General features: G+C 32.6%; 20 protein-coding genes and 1 pseudogene. All 21 read right to left on the reverse strand.

Annotated features, from left to right (window positions below):
• Window positions 1-668 precede the first annotated feature (668 nt).
• On the reverse strand, window positions 669-1,322 hold the full coding sequence (nreC, locus tag KA867_RS02785; protein ID WP_107384344.1) for a nitrate respiration regulation response regulator NreC: 654 nt from the start codon (window positions 1,320-1,322) through the stop codon (window positions 669-671).
• 20 nt (window positions 1,323-1,342) lie between these two features.
• Window positions 1,343-2,383 (reverse strand): sensor histidine kinase, encoded by a 1,041-nt coding sequence (locus tag KA867_RS02790; RefSeq protein WP_182467365.1) that lies wholly within the window; start codon window positions 2,381-2,383, stop codon window positions 1,343-1,345.
• Between the two features lie 3 nt (window positions 2,384-2,386).
• Entirely contained in the window at window positions 2,387-2,839 is a 453-nt protein-coding gene (gene nreA, locus KA867_RS02795) for a nitrate respiration regulation accessory nitrate sensor NreA (protein ID WP_107384345.1), read from the reverse strand.
• Between the two features lie 14 nt (window positions 2,840-2,853).
• Complete coding sequence (narI, locus tag KA867_RS02800; protein WP_210137000.1) at window positions 2,854-3,531, reverse strand: respiratory nitrate reductase subunit gamma; 678 nt, start codon at window positions 3,529-3,531, stop codon at window positions 2,854-2,856.
• Window positions 3,524-4,099 carry a nitrate reductase molybdenum cofactor assembly chaperone gene (gene narJ, locus KA867_RS02805; protein WP_107505065.1) on the reverse strand — a complete coding sequence of 192 codons (576 nt, stop codon included), beginning with the start codon at window positions 4,097-4,099 and terminating at the stop codon, window positions 3,524-3,526. The genes narI and narJ overlap by 8 nt, the downstream gene beginning before the upstream one ends.
• Window positions 4,092-5,660, reverse strand: a complete 1,569-nt coding sequence (narH, locus tag KA867_RS02810; RefSeq protein ID WP_210137001.1) for a nitrate reductase subunit beta — start codon at window positions 5,658-5,660, stop codon at window positions 4,092-4,094. The genes narJ and narH overlap by 8 nt, the downstream gene beginning before the upstream one ends.
• On the reverse strand, window positions 5,650-9,333 hold the full coding sequence (locus KA867_RS02815) for a nitrate reductase subunit alpha (protein WP_210137002.1): 3,684 nt from the start codon (window positions 9,331-9,333) through the stop codon (window positions 5,650-5,652). Before KA867_RS02815 ends, narH begins: the two co-directional genes overlap by 11 nt.
• Before the next feature lie 397 nt (window positions 9,334-9,730).
• Window positions 9,731-10,672: a uroporphyrinogen-III C-methyltransferase gene (gene cobA, locus KA867_RS02820; protein ID WP_154409451.1), complete on the reverse strand. Its 942-nt coding sequence runs from the start codon at window positions 10,670-10,672 to the stop codon at window positions 9,731-9,733.
• A complete protein-coding gene (nirD, locus tag KA867_RS02825; RefSeq protein ID WP_107384351.1) occupies window positions 10,663-10,977 on the reverse strand; it encodes a nitrite reductase small subunit NirD in 315 nt (104 codons plus the stop codon). Before nirD ends, cobA begins: the two co-directional genes overlap by 10 nt.
• 3 nt (window positions 10,978-10,980) lie before the next feature.
• Complete coding sequence (gene nirB / locus KA867_RS02830; RefSeq protein ID WP_210137003.1) at window positions 10,981-13,386, reverse strand: nitrite reductase large subunit NirB; 2,406 nt, start codon at window positions 13,384-13,386, stop codon at window positions 10,981-10,983.
• Complete coding sequence (locus KA867_RS02835; protein ID WP_119535774.1) at window positions 13,379-13,843, reverse strand: precorrin-2 dehydrogenase/sirohydrochlorin ferrochelatase family protein; 465 nt, start codon at window positions 13,841-13,843, stop codon at window positions 13,379-13,381. The genes nirB and KA867_RS02835 overlap by 8 nt, the downstream gene beginning before the upstream one ends.
• Entirely contained in the window at window positions 13,824-14,564 is a 741-nt protein-coding gene (locus KA867_RS02840) for a sirohydrochlorin chelatase (RefSeq protein ID WP_210137004.1), read from the reverse strand. Before KA867_RS02840 ends, KA867_RS02835 begins: the two co-directional genes overlap by 20 nt.
• A 135-nt stretch (window positions 14,565-14,699) precedes the next feature.
• Window positions 14,700-15,236, reverse strand: a complete 537-nt coding sequence (locus KA867_RS02845) for a GNAT family N-acetyltransferase (protein WP_107384355.1) — start codon at window positions 15,234-15,236, stop codon at window positions 14,700-14,702.
• Window positions 15,237-15,413: 177 nt separating this feature from the next.
• Window positions 15,414-16,235 carry a formate/nitrite transporter family protein gene (locus KA867_RS02850; RefSeq protein WP_481906151.1) on the reverse strand — a complete coding sequence of 274 codons (822 nt, stop codon included), beginning with the start codon at window positions 16,233-16,235 and terminating at the stop codon, window positions 15,414-15,416.
• A gap of 235 nt (window positions 16,236-16,470) precedes the next feature.
• Window positions 16,471-16,653, reverse strand: a complete 183-nt coding sequence (locus KA867_RS02855; RefSeq protein WP_107384356.1) for a hypothetical protein — start codon at window positions 16,651-16,653, stop codon at window positions 16,471-16,473.
• Window positions 16,654-16,723: 70 nt separating this feature from the next.
• A complete protein-coding gene (locus tag KA867_RS02860) occupies window positions 16,724-17,203 on the reverse strand; it encodes an SRPBCC family protein (RefSeq protein ID WP_119535776.1) in 480 nt (159 codons plus the stop codon).
• Between the two features lie 15 nt (window positions 17,204-17,218).
• Window positions 17,219-17,797, reverse strand: a complete 579-nt coding sequence (locus KA867_RS02865; RefSeq protein WP_213014036.1) for a helix-hairpin-helix domain-containing protein — start codon at window positions 17,795-17,797, stop codon at window positions 17,219-17,221.
• Between the two features lie 123 nt (window positions 17,798-17,920).
• Window positions 17,921-18,436, reverse strand: coding sequence for a YceI family protein (locus tag KA867_RS02870; RefSeq protein WP_210137005.1), 516 nt, complete (start codon window positions 18,434-18,436; stop codon window positions 17,921-17,923).
• Between the two features lie 182 nt (window positions 18,437-18,618).
• Window positions 18,619-20,151 (reverse strand): annotated as a pseudogene (gene adcA / locus KA867_RS02875) (zinc ABC transporter substrate-binding lipoprotein AdcA).
• Between the two features lie 210 nt (window positions 20,152-20,361).
• Window positions 20,362-20,970 (reverse strand): DsbA family protein, encoded by a 609-nt coding sequence (locus KA867_RS02880; protein WP_210137006.1) that lies wholly within the window; start codon window positions 20,968-20,970, stop codon window positions 20,362-20,364.
• 29 nt (window positions 20,971-20,999) lie between these two features.
• Entirely contained in the window at window positions 21,000-21,368 is a 369-nt protein-coding gene (locus tag KA867_RS02885) for a cystatin-like fold lipoprotein (protein WP_107384362.1), read from the reverse strand.
• Window positions 21,369-21,550 lie beyond the last annotated feature (182 nt).

Genomic DNA, 21,550 nt, shown 5'->3' on the forward strand with positions numbered 1-21,550 from the left:
ATAATATTATTTATTATGAAGTATTAAGGACTAAATTATGAAAGGTAAAACCGGTGTAATATACGAATTTTCGGAATATTAATATTTGTAGAATACTGGCTATATAGTTATTGTAAAATCTTTGTGAAATAATAAACATAAGGATTATCCCTTAAGTTCTCTAAAATTTCCCCTATTCTTTTTTCAATAATAAATTCAATTTAAATTTTAATTTGTGTAAAATATAGAGACTATGTGAGGAGCTTAAAGCGGAAATGAATTTTCAATTATTTTGGTTCATGCCTAAGATGGTATGCAAATGAGGAGCAAAGTAACTTTTACTTCATCATTAAAATACTGTTCTATATCAATTTTTCTTTTATACTGAACACATGATTTGCAACGATTTAATAACGTGTGGATGCCTTGGGAATAATATGATAGATGGGCTACAAGCTCAGACAATGTAACTCATATCCCAAACAAGTATACACGCTCAAATTCACTACATTTTAATATAAAAAGGACTAATCCATTTGCATATGGATTAGTCCTTTATCTTGAGCATGAAATTTATATCTTATCCTCAGTTATCTGTTATTTAACAATACATTATATCGTAAAAATTTGCATAGACTTATTAATAAATTATGACATTACCATATTATTTGTTGTCAGAAGTAACTCGATTAAAAGTCCACAAGTTTTTTCTTCATCGCATATTCTACTAATTCCGGTTTTGATTTTAAGTCTAATTTTTGCATAATATGTGTTTTATGTGCTTCTACTGTTTTTACAGATACAAATAATTTTTCTGCTATCTCTTTATTACCATAACCTTTTGCAATTAAAGGCAATATTTCTATTTCTCTTTTAGATAAAATTTTAAAAGGGTCTGATGTAGCCGTTTCGTCTTTGGAACTATTGCTAATAAATTCATTCACTAAAGAAGTCGTTAATTTCATATCTACATATGTTTCACCCTGATATACAGTTCTTATTGCTAAAATGAGTTGTTCATCTGGCGCGTTTTTCAAGATATAACCTTTTGCGCCATTTTTTAATACATGAAATAAGTACTCTTCGTCATCGTACATTGTTAATATTAAGATTTTTGTTTCAGGAAAACTTTCTGCTATTTTACTAGTAGCAATCAGTCCTGACTCTCCTGGAGGCATACTCAAATCCATAATTAATACATCAGGTTTATGTTCCATTACTTTTTGATAAGCTTCTAAGCCATCAGCAGCTGTACCGACAACTTCCATATCATCTTGGTAATTTAGAATCATAGAAAATCCTGTTCTGACAACAGCATGATCATCCGCAATAACTATTCTCAAAATTTATTCTCCTTACTCCCTTAAATTGGAACTTCTAAAGTCACTATCGTACCTCTTCCAATTTGACTATCGACATTTACTTCAGCATTTACTAATTCTGCGCGTTCATACATACCATAAATACCTAATCCAGTACCTTGTGGCTGATCAGTTTTAATAAATCCTGTACCTCTATCAACGACTTCAGCTATTAACCTATTACGATTATAATGTAAGTCAATTTCAACTTTGTCCACATTGGCATACTTAATTGCATTAAATAATGCTTCTTGTACTACTCGATAAACAACCGTTTCTATTTCATTGTCAAACCGTTGTGCATCTAGACTTGAATGATAAATAATCTCCATGCCGTAATTAGATTCAACTTGTTTGAAATATGTTTTGAACGCTGCATCTAATCCTAAATCATCCAAAGATGAAGGCCTCAATTCAACAGAAAGGTTACGTATATCATCAATGAGTTTGGACATAAGTCCTTCTATATGTTTCGAATCAGCAACTAAATCTTGTATTTCTTGCTGATACTTTAACAACCTTAACTCAACATCAATATTCAGCATTTCTTGAACAACGCTATCATGTAGCTCTCTTGAAATACGTTTCCTTTCATTTTCTTGAGCAGAAATTGTTTTTTGCATCATTTTACGTTGATACATCTTATCATGACGTTCAATTTGTGGAGATACATTTTGCAATGTAAATACTTTGATATCATTTACCGGATCAATCGTTTGATACGTTGCAGTAAATGGTTCAATCGTACCTCTATTGGTTTTCATAAATACTTGAAAGCTTGTATTACCAACTTCTTCTGCTTCAAGAAAACAATTTTTGCAAGATTGTAAATCAAACTCATTAGTATATCCATCACATCGATTACAAATCACATTAGTCATATCTCGATAGTCCTCATCATTGGAAATGATATCTTTTGCAGCTTGATTCTTAGCAATAACTTTCCCCTTATTATCAACAAACACTATTTTTTCTCTTGTATTATTGAAATACTGCAATAATAATTCAGTCATATCTTCCATTTGATTTACTTGCACGATCATCACCTAATCTTCTTCTTTAAAAATTCCTAAAACATCAGCTATCGAAATGTCACCATGTGCTAAAGGTAATGGATTTCCATCTCTCTGACCTAATAACAAAACACCGTAAACTTGTCTGTTATACCACAAAGGTATAGCCACCATGGCAGTTAGTAATTCAGTTAAAACAATAGGATATTTATGTTTTTCTGAGGGTAATAAAATTTGATTTACATCTTCAATGATCATGCGTTTACCTGTTTTCATAACATTGCCCGCGAGTCCTTTACCTTTTCTTAAGACTATTAACTTATATCTATTATTTAAATTGCCAGAAACATAATGCCATTTAATCGGTGATACTTGATTTTCTTGCTCATAAAATGCTAAACCTGCAAAGTCAAAACCTTCTCTTGTACGTATTAAATTTAAAGCTGCTTGATAATCAATTTTTTTATTTAAAGGCAATGAACCCAATGCATGACCTCCTTTCACACCTTATGTTTACGATAAATGATATAACTTCTACTCACATATGTTAACGGTACGCTCCACACGTGAACCAGTCGCGTAAATGGCCACAATGCCATAATGGTAAAGCCTAACAACACGTGAATTTTAAATGTTATAGGTACATTAGCCATTAATGTTGCATCAGGTGAAAAGACAAATAAATCTCTAAACCAAATAGATATTGATGTCCGATAATCAAAATCTGGTGTTACTGCATTGGTCACTAAAGTCGCATAACACCCCATGCAAACAATGATTAACAATAAAAAATTAACAATAATATCTGAGGCTGAGCTTAGTTTTCTAATGTTTTTCTGTGTAATGCGTCGTGTGGTTAACAACAGCATACCTATCAATGTTATTATACCAAATATGCTACCAATATACACAGCACCAATGTGATATAAGTGGTCATTAACACCAAACGTTCGTAACCAAAAAGCAGGTATGACTAAACCAACAAAATGTCCCATTGCTACTGGAATAATTCCCAGGTGAAACATTAAACTTCCCCATTGTAATCTTTTTTTCTCTATGAATTCACTTGATTTTGCAGTCCATGAAAATTTATCAAATTTAAATCTCGCAATATGTCCTAGGAAAAATATAACAACACATAAATAAGGGAATATGACCCATAAAAATTGGTTAAACATTCGCTTTCACCTCATTTGTTGGCTCAATACATACTTTTAATGTTTCTCTTAACGCTTTAATTAAATAATAATAAGGACTATTTCGTTCTGCTAAATGATTTGCCATAGCATAAGTACCGTCTTCAATAATCATGATGACAAATTCAATGTTTCCTTTTGCTCTTGGATCATTTTGCCATTGTGCAACATATAAAAACTCTAGCATCAATGGTAAAAAATCAGATAGTTCATTGTCTGCCATTTTAAGTCCAAACATTTCATATAAAACTTTCAATTTCGCTAATAATTGTCCTCGTTCTTTTTGTGTATCAAATTTGTTATAAGTCATATACAAGGGGGCATTTTTATTAAAATCAAATGTATTAGAATATAATTGTTGAAATTCTAAAAATGTATACTCATGTACCTGCTGACGATATGTCATAAGATCCTTATAAGCTGGGTGTTGATTATGAATGATGCTTTCAAAAGTATTAGGATGCAAAGTCATCTTTTTTGGGAATTCCAATTGTTGCGCAAAATATCCCAGTGTTTCTTGAAATGATTTAAACTGTTCTATGTTAATCACGGAATATCCCTCCATAGAAATTATCATTGTATATTGCTTGCCCTGACTTTTCAGAAGTCGTTCCTACTGGAACTCCACATCCTTCACAATTTGCACCAAAATACTCTCCACCGTAGCCTTGACTACCTTGTGCACGATACGTATCCATATACGCTTCCTTATGCGAAGTTGGAATAACAAATCTGTCTTCATGTTTTGCAATTGCTAATAAACGATACATATCTTTTGTTTGACGTTCAGTCAGACCCAATCTCGCTAATTTATCTTCATCAAAAGGTTTATTTGTCACCTGAGCCCTCATATAACTTCGCATCATAGCCATTTTTTGCAATGCTGCTTTGACCGGTTCTGTCTTTCCAGCAGTAAATAAGCTAGCTAAATACTGTATTGGCAAACGCATTTCTTCTATTGCAGGGAATATCATATCTGGATTTCTATTAGCATCTATAGCGGTTTTACCTTCGAAATAACTCATGATTGGACTCAGAGGTGGGCAATACCATACCATAGGCATTGTACGATATTCTGGATGTAACGGAAATGCAAGTTTATATTCAATGGCTAATTTATATATAGGTGAATTTTGAGCTGCTTCTATCCATTCCATAGAAACACCATCTTTTTGTGCTTGTTCAATGACACTTTCATCATATGGATTTAAAAATAAATCTAACTGCTTTTCATATAAATCTTGTTCGTTTTCAGCTGTAGCAGCTTCTTCAACTCTATCCGCGTCATATAACAGAACACCCAAATATCTCATACGTCCAGTACATGTTTCTGAACATACTGTCGGTAATCCCGCTTCAATTCTTGGGAAACAAAAAGTACATTTCTCTGCTTTATTTGTCTTCCAATTAAAATATACTTTTTTGTATGGACAACCTGTCATGCAGTATCTCCAACCTCTGCACGCTTCTTGGTCAACTAACACAATGCCATCTTCGTCTCGTTTATACATCGCTCCAGAGGGACACGAAGCAACACAGCTTGGATTCAAACAATGCTCACATAACCTTGGTAAATACATCATAAAAGTTTGATCGAATTTAAACTTAATGTCCTCTTCAATACGTTGAATATTTGGGTCTTCAGGCCCTGTAACATGACCACCTGCCAAATCATCTTCCCAATTTGGCCCCCACTTTAAATCTAATTTATCACCAGAAATAATGGAATGTGCTATTGCTACTGGTAAATGATTTCCTGCTTTAGCCTGAGTTAAGTGTTCATAATTATACGTCCATGGTTCATAATAATCTTTAATTACAGGCATATCTGGATTATAGAAAATTTTACCAAGAGCAATTTTTGACCATTTACTACCAGACTTTAGTTCTAATTTACCTTTTTTGTTTAAAAACCAGCCACCTTTGTAATGTTCTTGGTCCTCCCATCTTTTTGGATAACCAATGCCTGGTTTTGTTTCAACATTATTAAACCACATATATTCTGCACCTGGACGGTTTGTCCAGGTACTTTTACAAGTCACACTACACGTATGACATCCTATACATTTATCTAAATTCAATACCATTGCAATTTGTGCTTTAATCTTCAAGCCAGTCAACCTCCTTCAGTTTTCTCACTGCGACATAAACATCTCTTTGATTTCCTATTGGTCCATAATAATTAAAGTGATAACTGATCTGAGCATAACCTCCAACAAGTTGTGTTGGTTTCAAATGAATGCGTGTAGGTGCATTATGAGAACCACCACGTGTGTCTGTCAGTTGAGATCCAGGTGTCTCAATGTGCTTATCCTGAGCATGATACATAAACATCGTTCCCCTAGGCATACGATGTGATACTACAGCTCTAGCTGTAACTACACCATTACGGTTATAAACTTCTAGCCATTCATTATCTTGAATATCATGTGCTGCTGCATCCTCAGATGAAATCCATACCGTCGGACCACCTCTGAATAATGTCAACATATGTTGATTATCTTGATAAGTAGAGTGAATATTCCATTTACCGTGTGGCGTTAAGTACCGTAAGACAAGCGTACTTTCGTCTAACTGCACTTTCTTATCACGTGAACCAAAAACCATCGGCGGTAAAGTCGGCTTATAAACTGGTAGATTTTCACCAAATTGCTGAAAAATTTCATGATCAATATAATAACTTTGTCTCCCAGTTAGTGTTCTAAAAGGCACTAAACGTTCTATATTCGTAGTAAACGGAGAATACCTTTGACCATTTTTATTAGAACCAGGAAAAACTGCTGTTGGAATAACTTCCCTCGGTTGTGCGGTAATATTTAAAAATGTTATTTTTTCAGATGCACGTTCACTAGAAATATCTTTAAGTTTCATTCCTGTTTGTCGTTCCAAATCTGCATAAGATTTTTGTGATAATTTACCATTTGTAGCTGAAGATAAATTTAATACGACATCTGCAGCACGTCTAGCGGTATCTATTCTAGGAAGCTCATTTCTAATTGAATGTTCATCTTCATCATGCCACGTACCTACCATGCTTTTAAGTTCTTCATATTGCTCTGCCACAGTATAGCTCACACCATGTGCACCTATCTTAGCTTTTTCTAATAAAGGTCCTACCGTAACAAACTTGTCGTAGATTTTTGTATAATCCCTATCAACCACAGCAAATCCTGGCATAGTCTTTCCGGGAATTGCCTCTATTTCATTTTTAGTCCAATCTTTCACTTGACCATTCACATTAGAGATTTCTTGTGAAGTATCATGTGCTAGCGGTGTGGTTACAATATCTTTATAGAGGCCGTTTAAATGTGTTTTAGCAGTTTCGGATAAGGTTTTACTTAATGTTTTAAAGATATCCCAATCTGAACGAGACTCCCATAAAGGATCAATGGCTGGATTAAACGGATGTACAAAAGGATGCATATCTGTCGAAGATAAATCGTGTTTTTCATACCAAGTTGCTGCAGGCAAGATAATATCCGAATATAACGGAGTAGAAGTCATTCTGAAATCCAATGATACGAGTAAATCTAGTTTGCCTTCTGTATCATCTCTCCATTTGATTTCTTCTGGTTTTGTATCTTCATTTGCTTCGGCCATCAAACCAGATTTAGCACCTAGTAAATGTTTCATAAAATATTCTTGCCCTTTTGCTGAGCTTGAAATTAAATTAGAGCGCCATAAAAACAAAGTTTTTGGATGATTTTCCTTAGCGTCTGGGTCTTCAATTGCAAATTTAGTTTCTCTTGATTTTACAGATGCTATTGCTCGTTTTAAAATTTCATCGTTATTAAATGCGCCATCATCTTTAGCTTCTTCTCCAAATAACAAACTATTTTTATCAAATTGTGGATAAGATGGTAGCCAACCTAATTTGGCTGCTAATACGTTATAATCTGCAGGATGTTGATGCTTGATATTTTCTGCTAAAGGTGACTTAATACTATCTACGTTTGATTCTTCATATTTCCATTGATCCGTAGCAAAATAAAACCAGCTTGTACCATTTTGTAAGCGTGGTGGTCCTTGCCAATCTTTAGCAAAAGCTATGGTATTCCATCCTTCAATTGGTCTACATTTCTCTTGACCTACGTAGTGCGCCCAACCGCCACCATTAACACCTTGGCATCCGCAGAGTAATACAAGATTCAAAATAGCGCGATATATCGTATCTGAATTAAACCAATGATTTATGCCTGCACCCATAATAATCATTGATTTACCTTGTGTATCGATAGCATTCTGTGCAAATTCTCTGGCAACTTGTACCACCACATTGGCATTCACACTTGTCACTTTTTCTTGCCAAGCAGGTGTATAATACGAGGACGCATCGTTGTATCCTTGTGCTTCTAATTTATGTTCAAAACGTCGTATACCATATTGACTCGTCATCAAATCATACACAGTCGCAACATATTTTTGTTCACCGTTAGCTAATTCAATTTTCTTAGCAGCAATAGGTCTTTCAAAAACGCCATTCCCTTCATTATTGAAATAAGGAAATTGAATTTGTTTGATTTCATATTCATCTTCTGCAAGGCTTAGCGCTGGATCAACTTTAAATCCTTGTTCATCTTCTAGTTTAAGATTCCATTGTTTACCTTCTTCCCAGCGTTGACCCATTGTCCCATTAGGGACGGTTAAATGTTGTTGTATTTTATCGAAAATAACAGGTTTCCAGTCACCATTTGGTGTATCTACCCCTAAATCTTCTGCTCTTAAAAAGCGACCTGCTTTCAAACCATTAGCATCCTCATCTAACATAATGATGAATGGCATATCTGTATATTGTTTAGAATAGTTGATAAAATAAGCGTTAGGCTGATTCACATAATATTCTTGCAAAATCACATGTGTCATTGCTTGCGCAACTGCTGCATCTGTCCCAGGATGTGGTGCCAACCAATGATCTGCAAACTTTACATTTTCTGCATAATCAGGCGCAACAGAAATGACTTTCGTACCTTTATAACGTACTTCTGTCATAAAATGAGCATCTGGTGTTCTAGTTAATGGCACGTTAGATCCCCACATCATAATGTATGAAGCATTATACCAATCACTTGATTCTGGTACGTCTGTTTGTTCTCCCCAAATCTGCGGAGATGCTGGTGGTAAATCTGCGTACCAATCATAGAAACTGAGCATTTCTCCTCCCAATAAGCTAATGAAACGGGCACCAGAAGCATAACTCAGCATAGACATAGCAGGAATTGGTGTGAATCCTGCTATTCTATCGGGACCAAATTTTTTAATCGTATATATAATTTGAGCCGAAATTAGTTTGGAAACATCTTTCCAGTTCGTTCTTACAAGCCCACCCTTTCCTCGAGCCTGTTTGTATATCTTAGCTTTTTCTTCGTCTTCTACTATAGATGCCCATGCTGCAACAGTATTGTCATCATGTTTTTCTAATGCATCTATCCATAGTTCCCATAACTTACCACGAATATATGGATATCGAATTCTCAAGGGACTGTATTCATACCAAGAAAATGACGCACCACGCGGACAACCTCTCGGCTCAAATTCAGGCATATCTGCGCCACAACTTGGATAATCAATTTGTTGATTTTCCCAAGTAATCACTCCATTTTTAACAAACACTTTCCATGAACAAGACCCTGTACAGTTAACACCATGTGTTGTTCTCACTACTTTGTCATGACTCCAACGTTCGCGATACATCTTTTCCCATTCTCTACTTTTACTTTCAAGCACTGACCAATTACCATTGAATTTTTCAGTTGGTTTAAAAAATTTCATACCAAATTTCTTCATTTTATACATCCTCTCAACATCATTACAAATAAGAAATATATTCTATGAACATCTTTGTCGTAATTACTTTTCATTTCTTACTTAAATTGTACGTTTATTAAAACTTTCTATATATTAGGGATTTACCTAATTGAATATCAAAAAGCCCTAATTATTTCTAAAATTCATTTTAAATATGTAATATCCCACAGTTTATGGTAGATCTTTGTTAATACAAAAAAGAACTAATCCATTAAAAATATTTAACGGATTAGTTCTTTTATTTATAAAAATATTAAAATTTTAAAGGTATTGGCGTGCTGCTTAAAATCATGGTTCGAGTCTCATTATATAGTCAAGATATCAATGATTCTGAATCATATTAAGAAAAAACTTTCTAGTACAGCAAATTAAATTATTACATTAATTTAATATGTTCATCAAATAAATATTGTCCTTTAATATCGTTCATAAATTCAATCTGTGTTTTATGATACATAGATGTATCTATAACATCAATCAAACAAAAATGACCTTCACTATAGAGCGATAATGCCTTTTCTAAAGCTGATTGATGTTCACCAGTAATCAAATAGCTTTTAGTTTGAGCCTGACTTAAACTAGTTACACAAGGTAATTCAGCCATTAAATCTCCTACCAAAACGACACCTGGCATAAACGAACAACTTTGCGTTTCAATCAATTGGTCAATCGTAGTTACTGTACCTTGGATTAATTTCTCTTTATAAGTAGATACATTATATATCACTACAACTGGATAATCTTTCTTGGTTTGTTGATATATTTCATGCATAATCGTTTTTAAATTTCTAATACCCATATAAATGGCTAATGTGCCTCCTGATAATAATTTGTCCAATTCTACTTTATCAGTATGCATTTTACAAAAATGTCCTGTCGTATAAGTAACATGTGTCGCAATCTGACGAGCGGTAAGCCCTTGTTTCATGCTTGCAACAGCTGCACTAGCAGAAGTAATACCTGGTACGATTTCGCACTCAATGTTCTGTTTATTTAGCGCTGAGACTTCTTCATGTGTTCTTCCAAAAATAGCTGGATCTCCGCCCTTCAACCGTACAACGCAGTGATGTGAATAAGCTGCATCAACAAGCAATTTATTGATTTCCTCTTGTTGAATATGTTTATGGTAAGGTTTTTTTCCAACATCAATTATTTCTACACCTGGACTAACCATCTGAATGATAAATGGATTCACAAGGCGATCATATAATATAACATCTGCTTTTCGAATTAAACGTTCAGCTTTTCTCGTTAATAATTCCGGATTGCCGGGACCCGCACCGATAAGGTATACTTTTCCAACCTTATTCAAACCCATACATACACATCCCCATCCTGTACCTCTGTTCTGAACACCTCAACGCAACCTTCATCTGGCGCTTGTACTAAACCACTATTCAAGTCTATTTTTTGATCATGTAATGGACAAAAAACATAATCACCACTCATTGTCCCTTCTGAAAGTGGACCATCTTTGTGAGGACATCGATTTTGAATGGCATGAATACTACCTTCTTCCGTTAAAAAAATACCAATTTCTTTATTGTGTAATTTAATTTTTTTACCGACTAATGGTGTAAGTGTGTCTATTGACGTTACTTTAATCCTATTTTTAGCGCTCATATTTTACACCTTCTCCACTTCAAATATTTTTTGTTCTTTTTTACTATTTACAATCTCAGACCATGGCTCTTTTTCCACTGCGCATTTAGCTTCTAAAATTCGTGCATAAAGTACATCTTGTTTTGCTTTATCTAACAAAATACTACTCACATGTTCAAATCCTAATCGATTTAACCATGGTGCAGTACGTTCTGCATAGTTACCTGTTTCTCTATAATATTGCATCAATGCGCCACAAAGTTTTAATACTTCCGCTTCAGTTTCTACAGTTGTTAAATATTGTCCAATTGTAACTTCTGTACCGCCGTTACCACCAATATAAATTTGATATCCATTTTCTACTCCAATAACACCAAAATCTTTAACACCTGATTCGACACAGCTTCTAGGACATCCTGAAACTCCCATCTTAAACTTGTGTGGTGTATCAATATATTCAAATGTTTCTTCTAAACGGATTCCTAATCTTGTCGTATTTTGTGTTCCAAATCTACAAAAAGCTTTACCAACACAACTCTTCACGGATCGAGTCTTTTTACCATATGCTGATGCTGAACGCATACCCAATTCTGACCAGATTTGTGGCAATAATTCTTTCTCAATGCCATAAAGTCCAATACGTTGTGAACCAGTCACTTTGACTAGGGGTACGTTATATTTTTTAGCTACTTCACCTAGTTTTATAAGTTGCTCTGCATCAGTTACGCCACCTCTCATTTGAGGAATGACAGAGAAGGTGCCATCATTTTGGATATTAGCATGATAACGTTCATTCGCAAATCTTGATTCAATTTCATCAATATGTTCGAACGGATAAATCATATTAAGATAATAATTAATGGCAGGACGACATTTAGGACAACCATTTTTATCCTTAAAGTTTAGAACATGACGAACTTCTTTAGAAGTTTTAAGTGATTTCGCTCTAATTTGAGTTACAATTTGATCTCGTGTTAAATCTGTACATGCACATATGCCTGTAGGTTTAGTTGCAATAAAATCATCACCCAGTGTATGTTCAAGGATTTGCCCTATTTGTCCCTTACATTTCCCACAAGAATTACCAGCTTTTGTTAGTTGTGTCACTTCGTCAATACGCGTTAAACCATTTTGCTTTATCGCTTCAACAATAGTGCCTTTATTTACACCATTACAGCCACAGATAGTTTCGTCATCAGCCATTTCTGCGACATCAAAACCACTTGATTCTCCACCTTTGTGCAGCAATGATGCGATCGTGTAGTCTTGTATGGTTTCTTTTTTCTTCATCATATTAAAAAATCTAGAACCTTCTTCTATATCCCCATATAACACCGCACCAACGATATGACCTTCTTTAAGAAATACTTTTTTATAATGTTTATGCATGCTATCAAAGATTGCGACACCTTTTACTTCATCACTCTCATGTATCAGACCAGCACTATATAAATCGCATCCCGAAACTTTTAATGACGTAAATGTAGTAGAACCTTGGTATCCTTCAGTAGGATTATCAGTTAAATAATCTGCAAGTACTTTGCCTTGTTCATACAATGGTGCTACTAACCCATAAGTTTTCCCTTTATGTTCAGCACATTCTCCTACTGCATAAACATGCTTATCACTTGTCTGCATAAAATCATTTACAACGATCCCCTTATTGACTTCAAGTCCAGATGCTTGTGCCACTTGCGTGTATGGACGAATACCTACAGCCATAACCACTAAGTCTGCTTTTAAAATCGAACCGTCTGACAATTTGATGCCTGTTACATCTTGTTCACCTAAGATTTCTTCAGTACGTGCTTGCATCCTAAAGTGCATACCTTGTTTTTCTAAATCTGCTTTAAGCAATTCACCAGCTTTTTTATCTAACTGCATTTCCATCAACCATTTTGCAAGGTGAATTACAGTTACGTCCATACCTTGATCCATCAGTCCACGTGCACATTCTAAACCTAATAATCCACCACCTATAACGATGGCATGTTTTTTAGTCTGTGCAATCTCAATCATGCGTTCAGTATCTTCTATTGTTCTCCAACCTATTACACTATTAAATTGAGCTCCCGGTATTGGTAACACAAATGCACTTGAACCTGTTGCAAAAATACAAATATCATAGTTAAGATGCTTTCCTTTTTCTGTTACAATTTCATTGTTCTCACGATTCACTGATACGACAGGATCATTTACAATAAGCTTAATACCATATGACTCATACCATTCATAACTATTCATAATCGTTTCATCAACAGTCATTTTTTTCTGTAAAATATTCGAAAGCATAATTCTATTGTAATTAGGATAAGGTTCCTTACCGATAATCGTAAATTCATAACGTTCAGTATCTCTTTCTAATATTTCTTCTATCGTTCGTAGACCTGCCATTCCATTTCCAATCATAACCAACCTTTTTTTAGACATGATAATCCTCCTTATATACCTCTATCAAAAAATTTTCCACTGCATGAGATATATTTTTAACTTTGTTATAATCATTGCCATCTGACCTGAATAAAATATTTATATTTTTATATTGAATTTCAGGCATATTATAAAAATCTGATTGTGTTTTATCTCCTGTGTGATTAACAAGCTGTGTTGGTCGTGAATCCTTTTTTATTTGGTTATTAACATGTGGGTCATTCGTAGCAATAATAATAATATCTGCCTTTTCAATATCATTTCGGTCATAACATTTTGTTATTAATTTCAAATTTGATTGTTTGGCTTGAAAAAACTCTGGCAAAAATGTCTGACTTACGATAGTTAATGAAGCTATTGATTCAGTCTTTAACTGTTGGAATTTTCGATAGGCAACCTTACCTCCACCTATAATTACAAGATGTTTATTCGCTAAATTAAGTTGGACTGGATACATTGCGATACACCTCCAATTGTGTAATTTGATCCTTGATTATCATTTCTAATATTGGATGAAAATTTAATGATTCAGTATATTCAATATGATTCGCCATACGCATTTTTGAAATTTTACTTTTCATTTTATTAACTAAATAACCATCATATAAAAAGATAGGAACAATCAATATGTTCTGTGTTTCTACTAATATCTTAGGCAATATTTTTTGATAATTATATTCACCATATAGCGTCAACATATCAATTGATTTATTTACAATATTACATTGCTGAATTAGTTGCTTAAGTTGAACAATAGGTTGTTCATAGTTTTCACTACCATGTGCAATAAAAATCACTTTATTTATTGATGGTCTATTGAACATTGCCGCATTAATTTTTTCGTCAATAATGTTAATTAAATGAGGATGCGTACTTAGTGGTGGTGTAATACGGTATCTCATCTGTGGAAACATTTCTTTAATATGCTGTAAGATTTCTGGGATATCTTTTAAATAATGTTTTGCTGAAAATAATAATAACGGTACAATATTAAATTCAAATTTACCTTGCTTTACTAAAGTCGAAATCACGTTATAGAAATCGTTCGTATCACTTTCTAAAAATGCGATTTGATAGTTGATATTACTATTTTTAAAAAGTTGAGATATAAAATATTTCAAAGCTTTATTCTGAACACCTCGTCTCATACCATGTACAACGAGAACATTTTCTCCCATAATGACGCCCTCCCTTTACCCTTGCATTGTAATATATTTCCATTAGTTTTTGTGAATAATTTCACATAAAACTATAAAAATAGGGAATTCCCTTAGATATAACCTAAAGGAATTCCCTATTTTATATATAATCAATTAAAATGGTGGTTGTCCTAATACTTCTTCATCAAAACGTTCTGGAATTAATACTTTTCTCATAATAACACCTAAATCACCATCGTTACTTTCATGTTCTGCGTATACTTCATAACCTCTTCTTTTGTATATATCTAATAGCCATGGATGCTTACGCGCAGATGTACCTAGCGTAACGGCAGGTACCTTAAGTGTGTCTCTAAGATATGTTTCTTCAACATATTTTAATAACTTGCCACCCAATCCTTGTCCATCATATGATGGTTTCGTAGCAAACCACCATACAAATGGGTAAATAGAAATACGTCGTTGCGTCTCCCATGGATAACGTACAGTTATTGTCGAAATAATTTCTGCGTTATTTTCCAAGACAAAAGTCGTACCAGTTTGTAAATTCTTTTCGACCATTTCAACACTAGCGTTGACGGATGGCCAATCAATACCTAATTCTCTTAAAGGTGTAAAGGCTTCATACATTAATTTTTGCAATGCTTCAGCATCATCTATTTCAGCGATTCTAATATTATAATCAGACATTTTGTCACTCCTCAGCGTATCTTTTATAGCATTATTTGATTAAATTTAAAAGATTAATTTACAGTAATACAATATGGTTTCTTGATAAATGAGTCAATTTTTTTGTTTTATATATAAAAATAAAAGACAATTTGATTTCATAGTAGAAACCGAATTGTCTTTTACTTTATCTTAAGATTAGTTTCGCAAACTATCACGTTTGCCGTTTAAATAAGCATAAACTAATCCTACAAATATACCTCCACCAATATAGTTACCTATAAAAGCAAAGACAATATTTTTTAATACATGCACCCACACGACAGCATCAAAATTATAAAAGACCATACCAGCATATAAACCTGCATTAAATACTACGTGTTCATAGCCCATAAATACAAAGACAATAACACCACATGCAATGAAAAAAGCTTTAGATAAACCATCTTTAAATTGAATTGATACGTAAATACCAATGTTTATAAAAAAATTACAGAAAATGGCTTTTACTAATACTGCATACCATGTCGAATCTATGGTCTTACCATTTACAAGCGTTGTTAAACTGGTCACCATTTCCGTTGTCATTATAGGAGTAAATTTCATTAAACCAAATAAAATAAATCCTCCAATAATATTAAAAAAGAAACATACTAACATGATGATCAAAGCCTTATTCATGCCAATTAGCTTATAGTACCATCCAACTGTCAAATACATAAAATTTCTCGTTAATAATTCTGAATGTGTCAATACGATCAATACCAAGGCCAAACTGAATGAAATGGCACCTAATAAGTTAATTAGTCCTTCATTTGCACCAACAAATTGTGTTTTTATTGCAAGCATAAAAACAGTCACAATGGCTAATAAAAATCCAGATATGATTGATTTTAATGCATAACGTCCGGGTGTTTGGTTAAACATGACATCCTTCATTTGAACTTGATTATTAATGTTTTTAATTGTTTCATCTGACATATATGTATCTTTTATGGCTTTATTATTCTCTATCAACATCGACACCCTTCCCTTTAAAATGTTTGGATCACAAAATTATAGATTAATTATATTGTTTTTTATTCAAATTTAATAGGTTATACGTCTATTTTACATAAAAAAACACTTTCGTATAAATTCTTTTTAAAATGAATTCAACGAAAGTGTCTTTATTTTACTCCAAATATTTAGGCGCAGTTCATAGTGGATTAACGCTTTTATTTGAACATCGATTCTGATAGCTTAAGCGCACTGCTCACTGTTGTTTTTTGAATTTTGTTAAAATGTGTAGGCCATATGCAAAAATACCATAGCCCGTTAAAGTACGTAATAACCATTTAAATATACTGCTACTCAAACATTTTTCATTTAAGATCATAGCTGGTACAAGCGTACTTATCGTATATAAACTTAATACTTTAATATAGCGTTTATTCAATACACTCACCTCTCTTCACTTTTATTATAACTAAAAGCTAAAGTGTGCAAGTGTTTCAATTCTTACATATCTATGACTTTTTGTTCTTTAAAAGCGTTTCTAAATTATCAAATGTGCTATTCATACCCGCTTCTACACCCATATCAAGTAGTTGTTGTGCTGATTTAGGATCTGGCAGTTCCGCAGTAGAAATAATACGCGTTGAGGCTTCATCTATTTGTTCTAATTGAATCACATTACGCATACTTGCCATATTTTTATCAATATTACCTTCTTTATCAGTAAAGTAATCGTTATAATCAATCAAATAAGGTGCTTTTACTTCATTATACTTTGTTAATGTATAACTCGTACCTTGGTCAGTATATATTGCAAAAAACGCTTGACCTCCAGTCACAATATTAAATTCGAACACTTCAGTTGTTGCGCCTTGAGGGTGGAACCATTTTTCAAATAAAGATTGTTCAGTATATGCTTTAAATATTTCTTCTACAGTTGCTTCAAAATCTCTTTTAAATATAATTTTGTTTTCATTCACTTCTATACTCACTTAAAACGCTCCTTTTTATTCATCATTCATAATTACATAAGATGTAACTGTTTTAATTTTGGCATTTTTACGATTGCTTTCAAACTCAATAAAATCCGCGAAGTAAACTTCTGTGCCATCACTATTTAACTGAGTGCCATGCATTGCACCAAACTTTCCATGTGTTAAATTATGCGTCACTTCTATTCTTTTAATGTCTACTTTATGTGCTTCAATTTCATTATAAAATTCATCTAAACTGTTCAATTCAAAAGCACCGGGCACTTGCCATTTAAAATTTGACACAACTGTTTGTGATAACTTGTTTTTATCAGCTAATGCAGATCCTATTAGAAAATCTAACATGATTCGTCGTTTGGGCGCATTATCACACCCTAAATCTCCAACCATTTCAAATGGAAATTCTGAAGCTGTTTCATTTTTAAATGATAGACCTGCTTCTGTCAACGCATTCTCTAATATACCTATCGCTTTAGGTCCTACGCCATGAGTATCTAGTATCGTAGTTCGTTCATATTTTGATAATTGTTCTAAAGAATTTATGCCAATCGATGCTAATGCATTCGTTGCTGGACGACCTATTTTGGGTAACATTGTTGCCACTGTAATCCCCCTTTTTAATACTATATACCCACATAAAAATATTTTAAATTTTATATAACTAGAAAAAGGCCCAAGACAATTATATGTCTTGGACCTTTTTTATAGCTTTTATTATTAATCTTCTAACGCAAATTCAAGGCTTACTTGGAAGTTTATATCCTTACCAATCATTACGCCACCAGTTTCAAGTGGTTGGTTAAACGTAACACCATATTTTTCACGGTTAATTGTACCATTAGCAATGAAACCTGCTGTTGTAGCACCATTTAATGGGTTCTTACTTTGACCTTCATATGATAATTCAAAAGTTTCTTCTTCTGTTACATCTTTAATTGTTAAATTACCAGTAACTGATTTTCCATCTACTTTTTTTACATCAAATTTAATTTCAGGATAGTTTTCAACATCTAAGAAATCAGCACTTCTTAAGTGGTTATCACGATCACCAACTCGAGTGTCAATTGAATCTGCTTTGATTGTTAATCCACCTTTAATTGTGCTTAAATCATTTAAATCACCTTCAAGTGATGCTTCGAAGTCATTAAATCTACCTCTTATATTTGAAATCACTAGGTGTTTAACTGAAAATTCTACTACTGAATGTGCTGGATCAAAATTAAACTTTGTCATAAAAATTCATACCTCCAAATTTGTAACTTTCTATTGATACATTTATTATATCAGGTATATTTTATATATCAATGAAAAAGCTCATATTTGTGTTTCTATGAAAAATATTCCCGTAAAACAAAATTTTACTCATTTCGATGTAAAATATTTATATCATTTAAAACAATACATGGATTCAACTTTTAATGTGCCAACATTTCTTTTTTTATTTGTTCTTTAGTTAAATCTTTTGGATAATATGTTGGCCAATGATCTAATTCTTTCAATACTTTTTGTTTATTATCTCCCATAAATATATGGAAATGTTCTGCTTTTTTAGGTGCTATATTATGATCGCTAAATTGTACATATTTTGGTAACTCTTTATTTCCACCTACTAATTTAAATGAATATCTGACGCCTCTATTACCTTTTTCATATTTCAAGATATCTTTACCATCGTATTTGTATTGACCTTTTAATGTTTTGTCATCCTTTTTAAAAGTAATCGTATCCTGTGTAATATTAATATTACTAATATTTGTCTGATATCCTTTTTGATAATAATCTTTATATTCTTTTTCAGTCATTTGATTATCTTCGTTTGCTTTGTGTTTCATGACGTCATCTAAAGTACCATCTTTTAAAAATGGATAAACTGATTGCCAATGTCCTTGATAATCAGTTAATTTTCTATCTTTCACTTGATTATCTTTAAAATAGCCATCAGCGATTGCCTTTTCATGCTTGTTATGCGTTTTTTCATCATCTGTTTTAATATTGTCATTTAATGCCATATCAAGATGTTTTATATTTTTTTCCATTAGGGATTGATATGTCAATGTTTTATCTTGTGCTTGTTCTTTTGATAACGACTCCATATTATTAAACTTCAACGGTTTTGCTTTTGTTTCTTTACGAATCGTATCAGTGACTTTATTAGAAACATTTGCTTCATACAAAATGAATTTGGCCGCTGAATCATTAATTTCTTTCACAATTTTTGCTAATGCTTTTTGGGACGGATCTTCAGCATTCATATTTTGTATACCTTTTTGGACAAATCCATATCTTTCTGAAAGATAACCAATAGATTCATGTGATATATATACGGTATTGCCTTGCTTATCTTCAGTAATGTTTTTCATTTTTTGATCTATTGACATCAAATCTTCTTTCAATTTTTTATAATTCTTTTCATAATAAGATTTGTGTTTAGGATCTTGCTTTATTAATTTATCTTTAATCTCTTTTGCAAATACTTGGTTAAATTTAGGGTCTAACCATACATGAGGGTCATAACCTCCGTGATGATGTCCATGATGATGTTCATGTTCCTCATGTTCTTCGTCGTGCTGATCAGTTAATAATTCGCTTTTATCAATTTCATCTCCTAATGATACCTTTTTATTATCCTTTTTAATTGTTGCTGCCACTTTTTTAGCAATAGGATCTAAATCGTCACCTGTATACAGGAACATATCTGCTTTACTCGCATTCATTATATCTTTTTGTGTTGGTTAATATGTATGTAAATCTGCACCACTAGGATAAATAGATTTAACTGAAACATACTTTCCGCCTATTTGATTGGCAAACGATTTTAATGGAAATACAGTCGTATTAATTTTTATCTTGTCGTTACCTTTTGATTCGTTTGACTTTGTAGCACTACAACCAATAACGATTAACGCTAATACAATGACAAATGACAGTATGTATATTGATTTTTTCATTCTTACTCCTCCTTAAATAGTAAAGATTACGATTTAAAATTATAACCGTACTTTTTGAAATACGCAATACTTATTTCAGGTTTTTCGTAATTATTTCGATTTAAGGAGTTGAGATATCCTTTTTTTATTAACTAAAAAAGCCCGTCACTGTTTTTTCAGAAATTCAGTGACGAGCTTATGATATTATACTTTGTCTCTATGCCTTGAAAGTTAACTTTCTTCAAGTATTTTTTTATAATTCTTATATTTATATGGATCTTCTACTTTTTTTCCTGCTATAAAAACTGTGGGCGCTGTTTCAATATGGTTTTCTTTATATTGTTTATGATCTTGTTCGGCTGCTTTCCACGATTTACTTTCTTTAGTTTTATAGCTTGTTTTTATCTTTTCTTTTTTATCATTTGAAATTTCCAATTGGTTTATTTGTTGATCAACGAGTTGTTCGGTGATCCAATTTTCCTCTGATTTCGGCTGTTGCTTAAACATTAATTTTTGGAAATTTAAATATTGTTTAGGGGCATATTGTTTTACTGCATGACCTGCCCTTGAACCTATAATCGAATCCTTTCCTAAAAATGCCATATTAACAAACTGATAATCTACTTTTTTCGTATCAATATATTCTTTTTTTAATTTAGGCATAATATTTTCTTCTACTTTTTTACAATATGGGCACTTAAAATCACCGTATTCAATAATTTTAATCTTGCCATCTTTTCCATATTTGTCATCTTGAAGTACATTTTGATTGTCATTCGAACAAGCGGAAACAAAAATTAATACTGCCATTAATAACAAACTTATCCAACGTTTCTTCATTTGTTAAAAACACACCTTCTTATCTTGTTTTATTCTTCTAGGTTCATATTTTCTTCTTTATAATCCGCATCATGAGCATGTGAATATGATTTTGAATTAAAGTTTTTTAAGTAATGTGCCTTATCATCAGTTATTTTATATGTATAAAAATGAACTTCATCATCATCTTTTAATGGTTTATAAGCAATAGTCACATATTTGCCTTTGTCATAAACATAGATATTCGCATTCTTTTTATCAAACTTAGATTCCACATCACCCTTTTGCTTATCAGCTAAAAGCTTTTGTTGTTTTTTCTGTTGATTCACTGCTTTGTCAATCTCATCAGCATATTTCCCACTACTACACCCAGCTATAATGATTATAGAAATGAACACCATCATCATTAATTTTTTCATATTTACACTCCTAATATTACTTATCATATCTAATATTATTCAACCATAACTCTTATCTTACAACGAAAATCTTTGATGTACTAGAACTATAACATTATTTTTATATTTATATAAAAACACTTCCGAAAAATTCATTAATAAATGAATTTAACGAAAGTGTCATATTTACCGTATGCAAATTA

The organism is Staphylococcus sp. GDH8C109P (assembly GCF_017893405.1).
Taxonomy (GTDB): domain Bacteria; phylum Bacillota; class Bacilli; order Staphylococcales; family Staphylococcaceae; genus Staphylococcus; species Staphylococcus cohnii.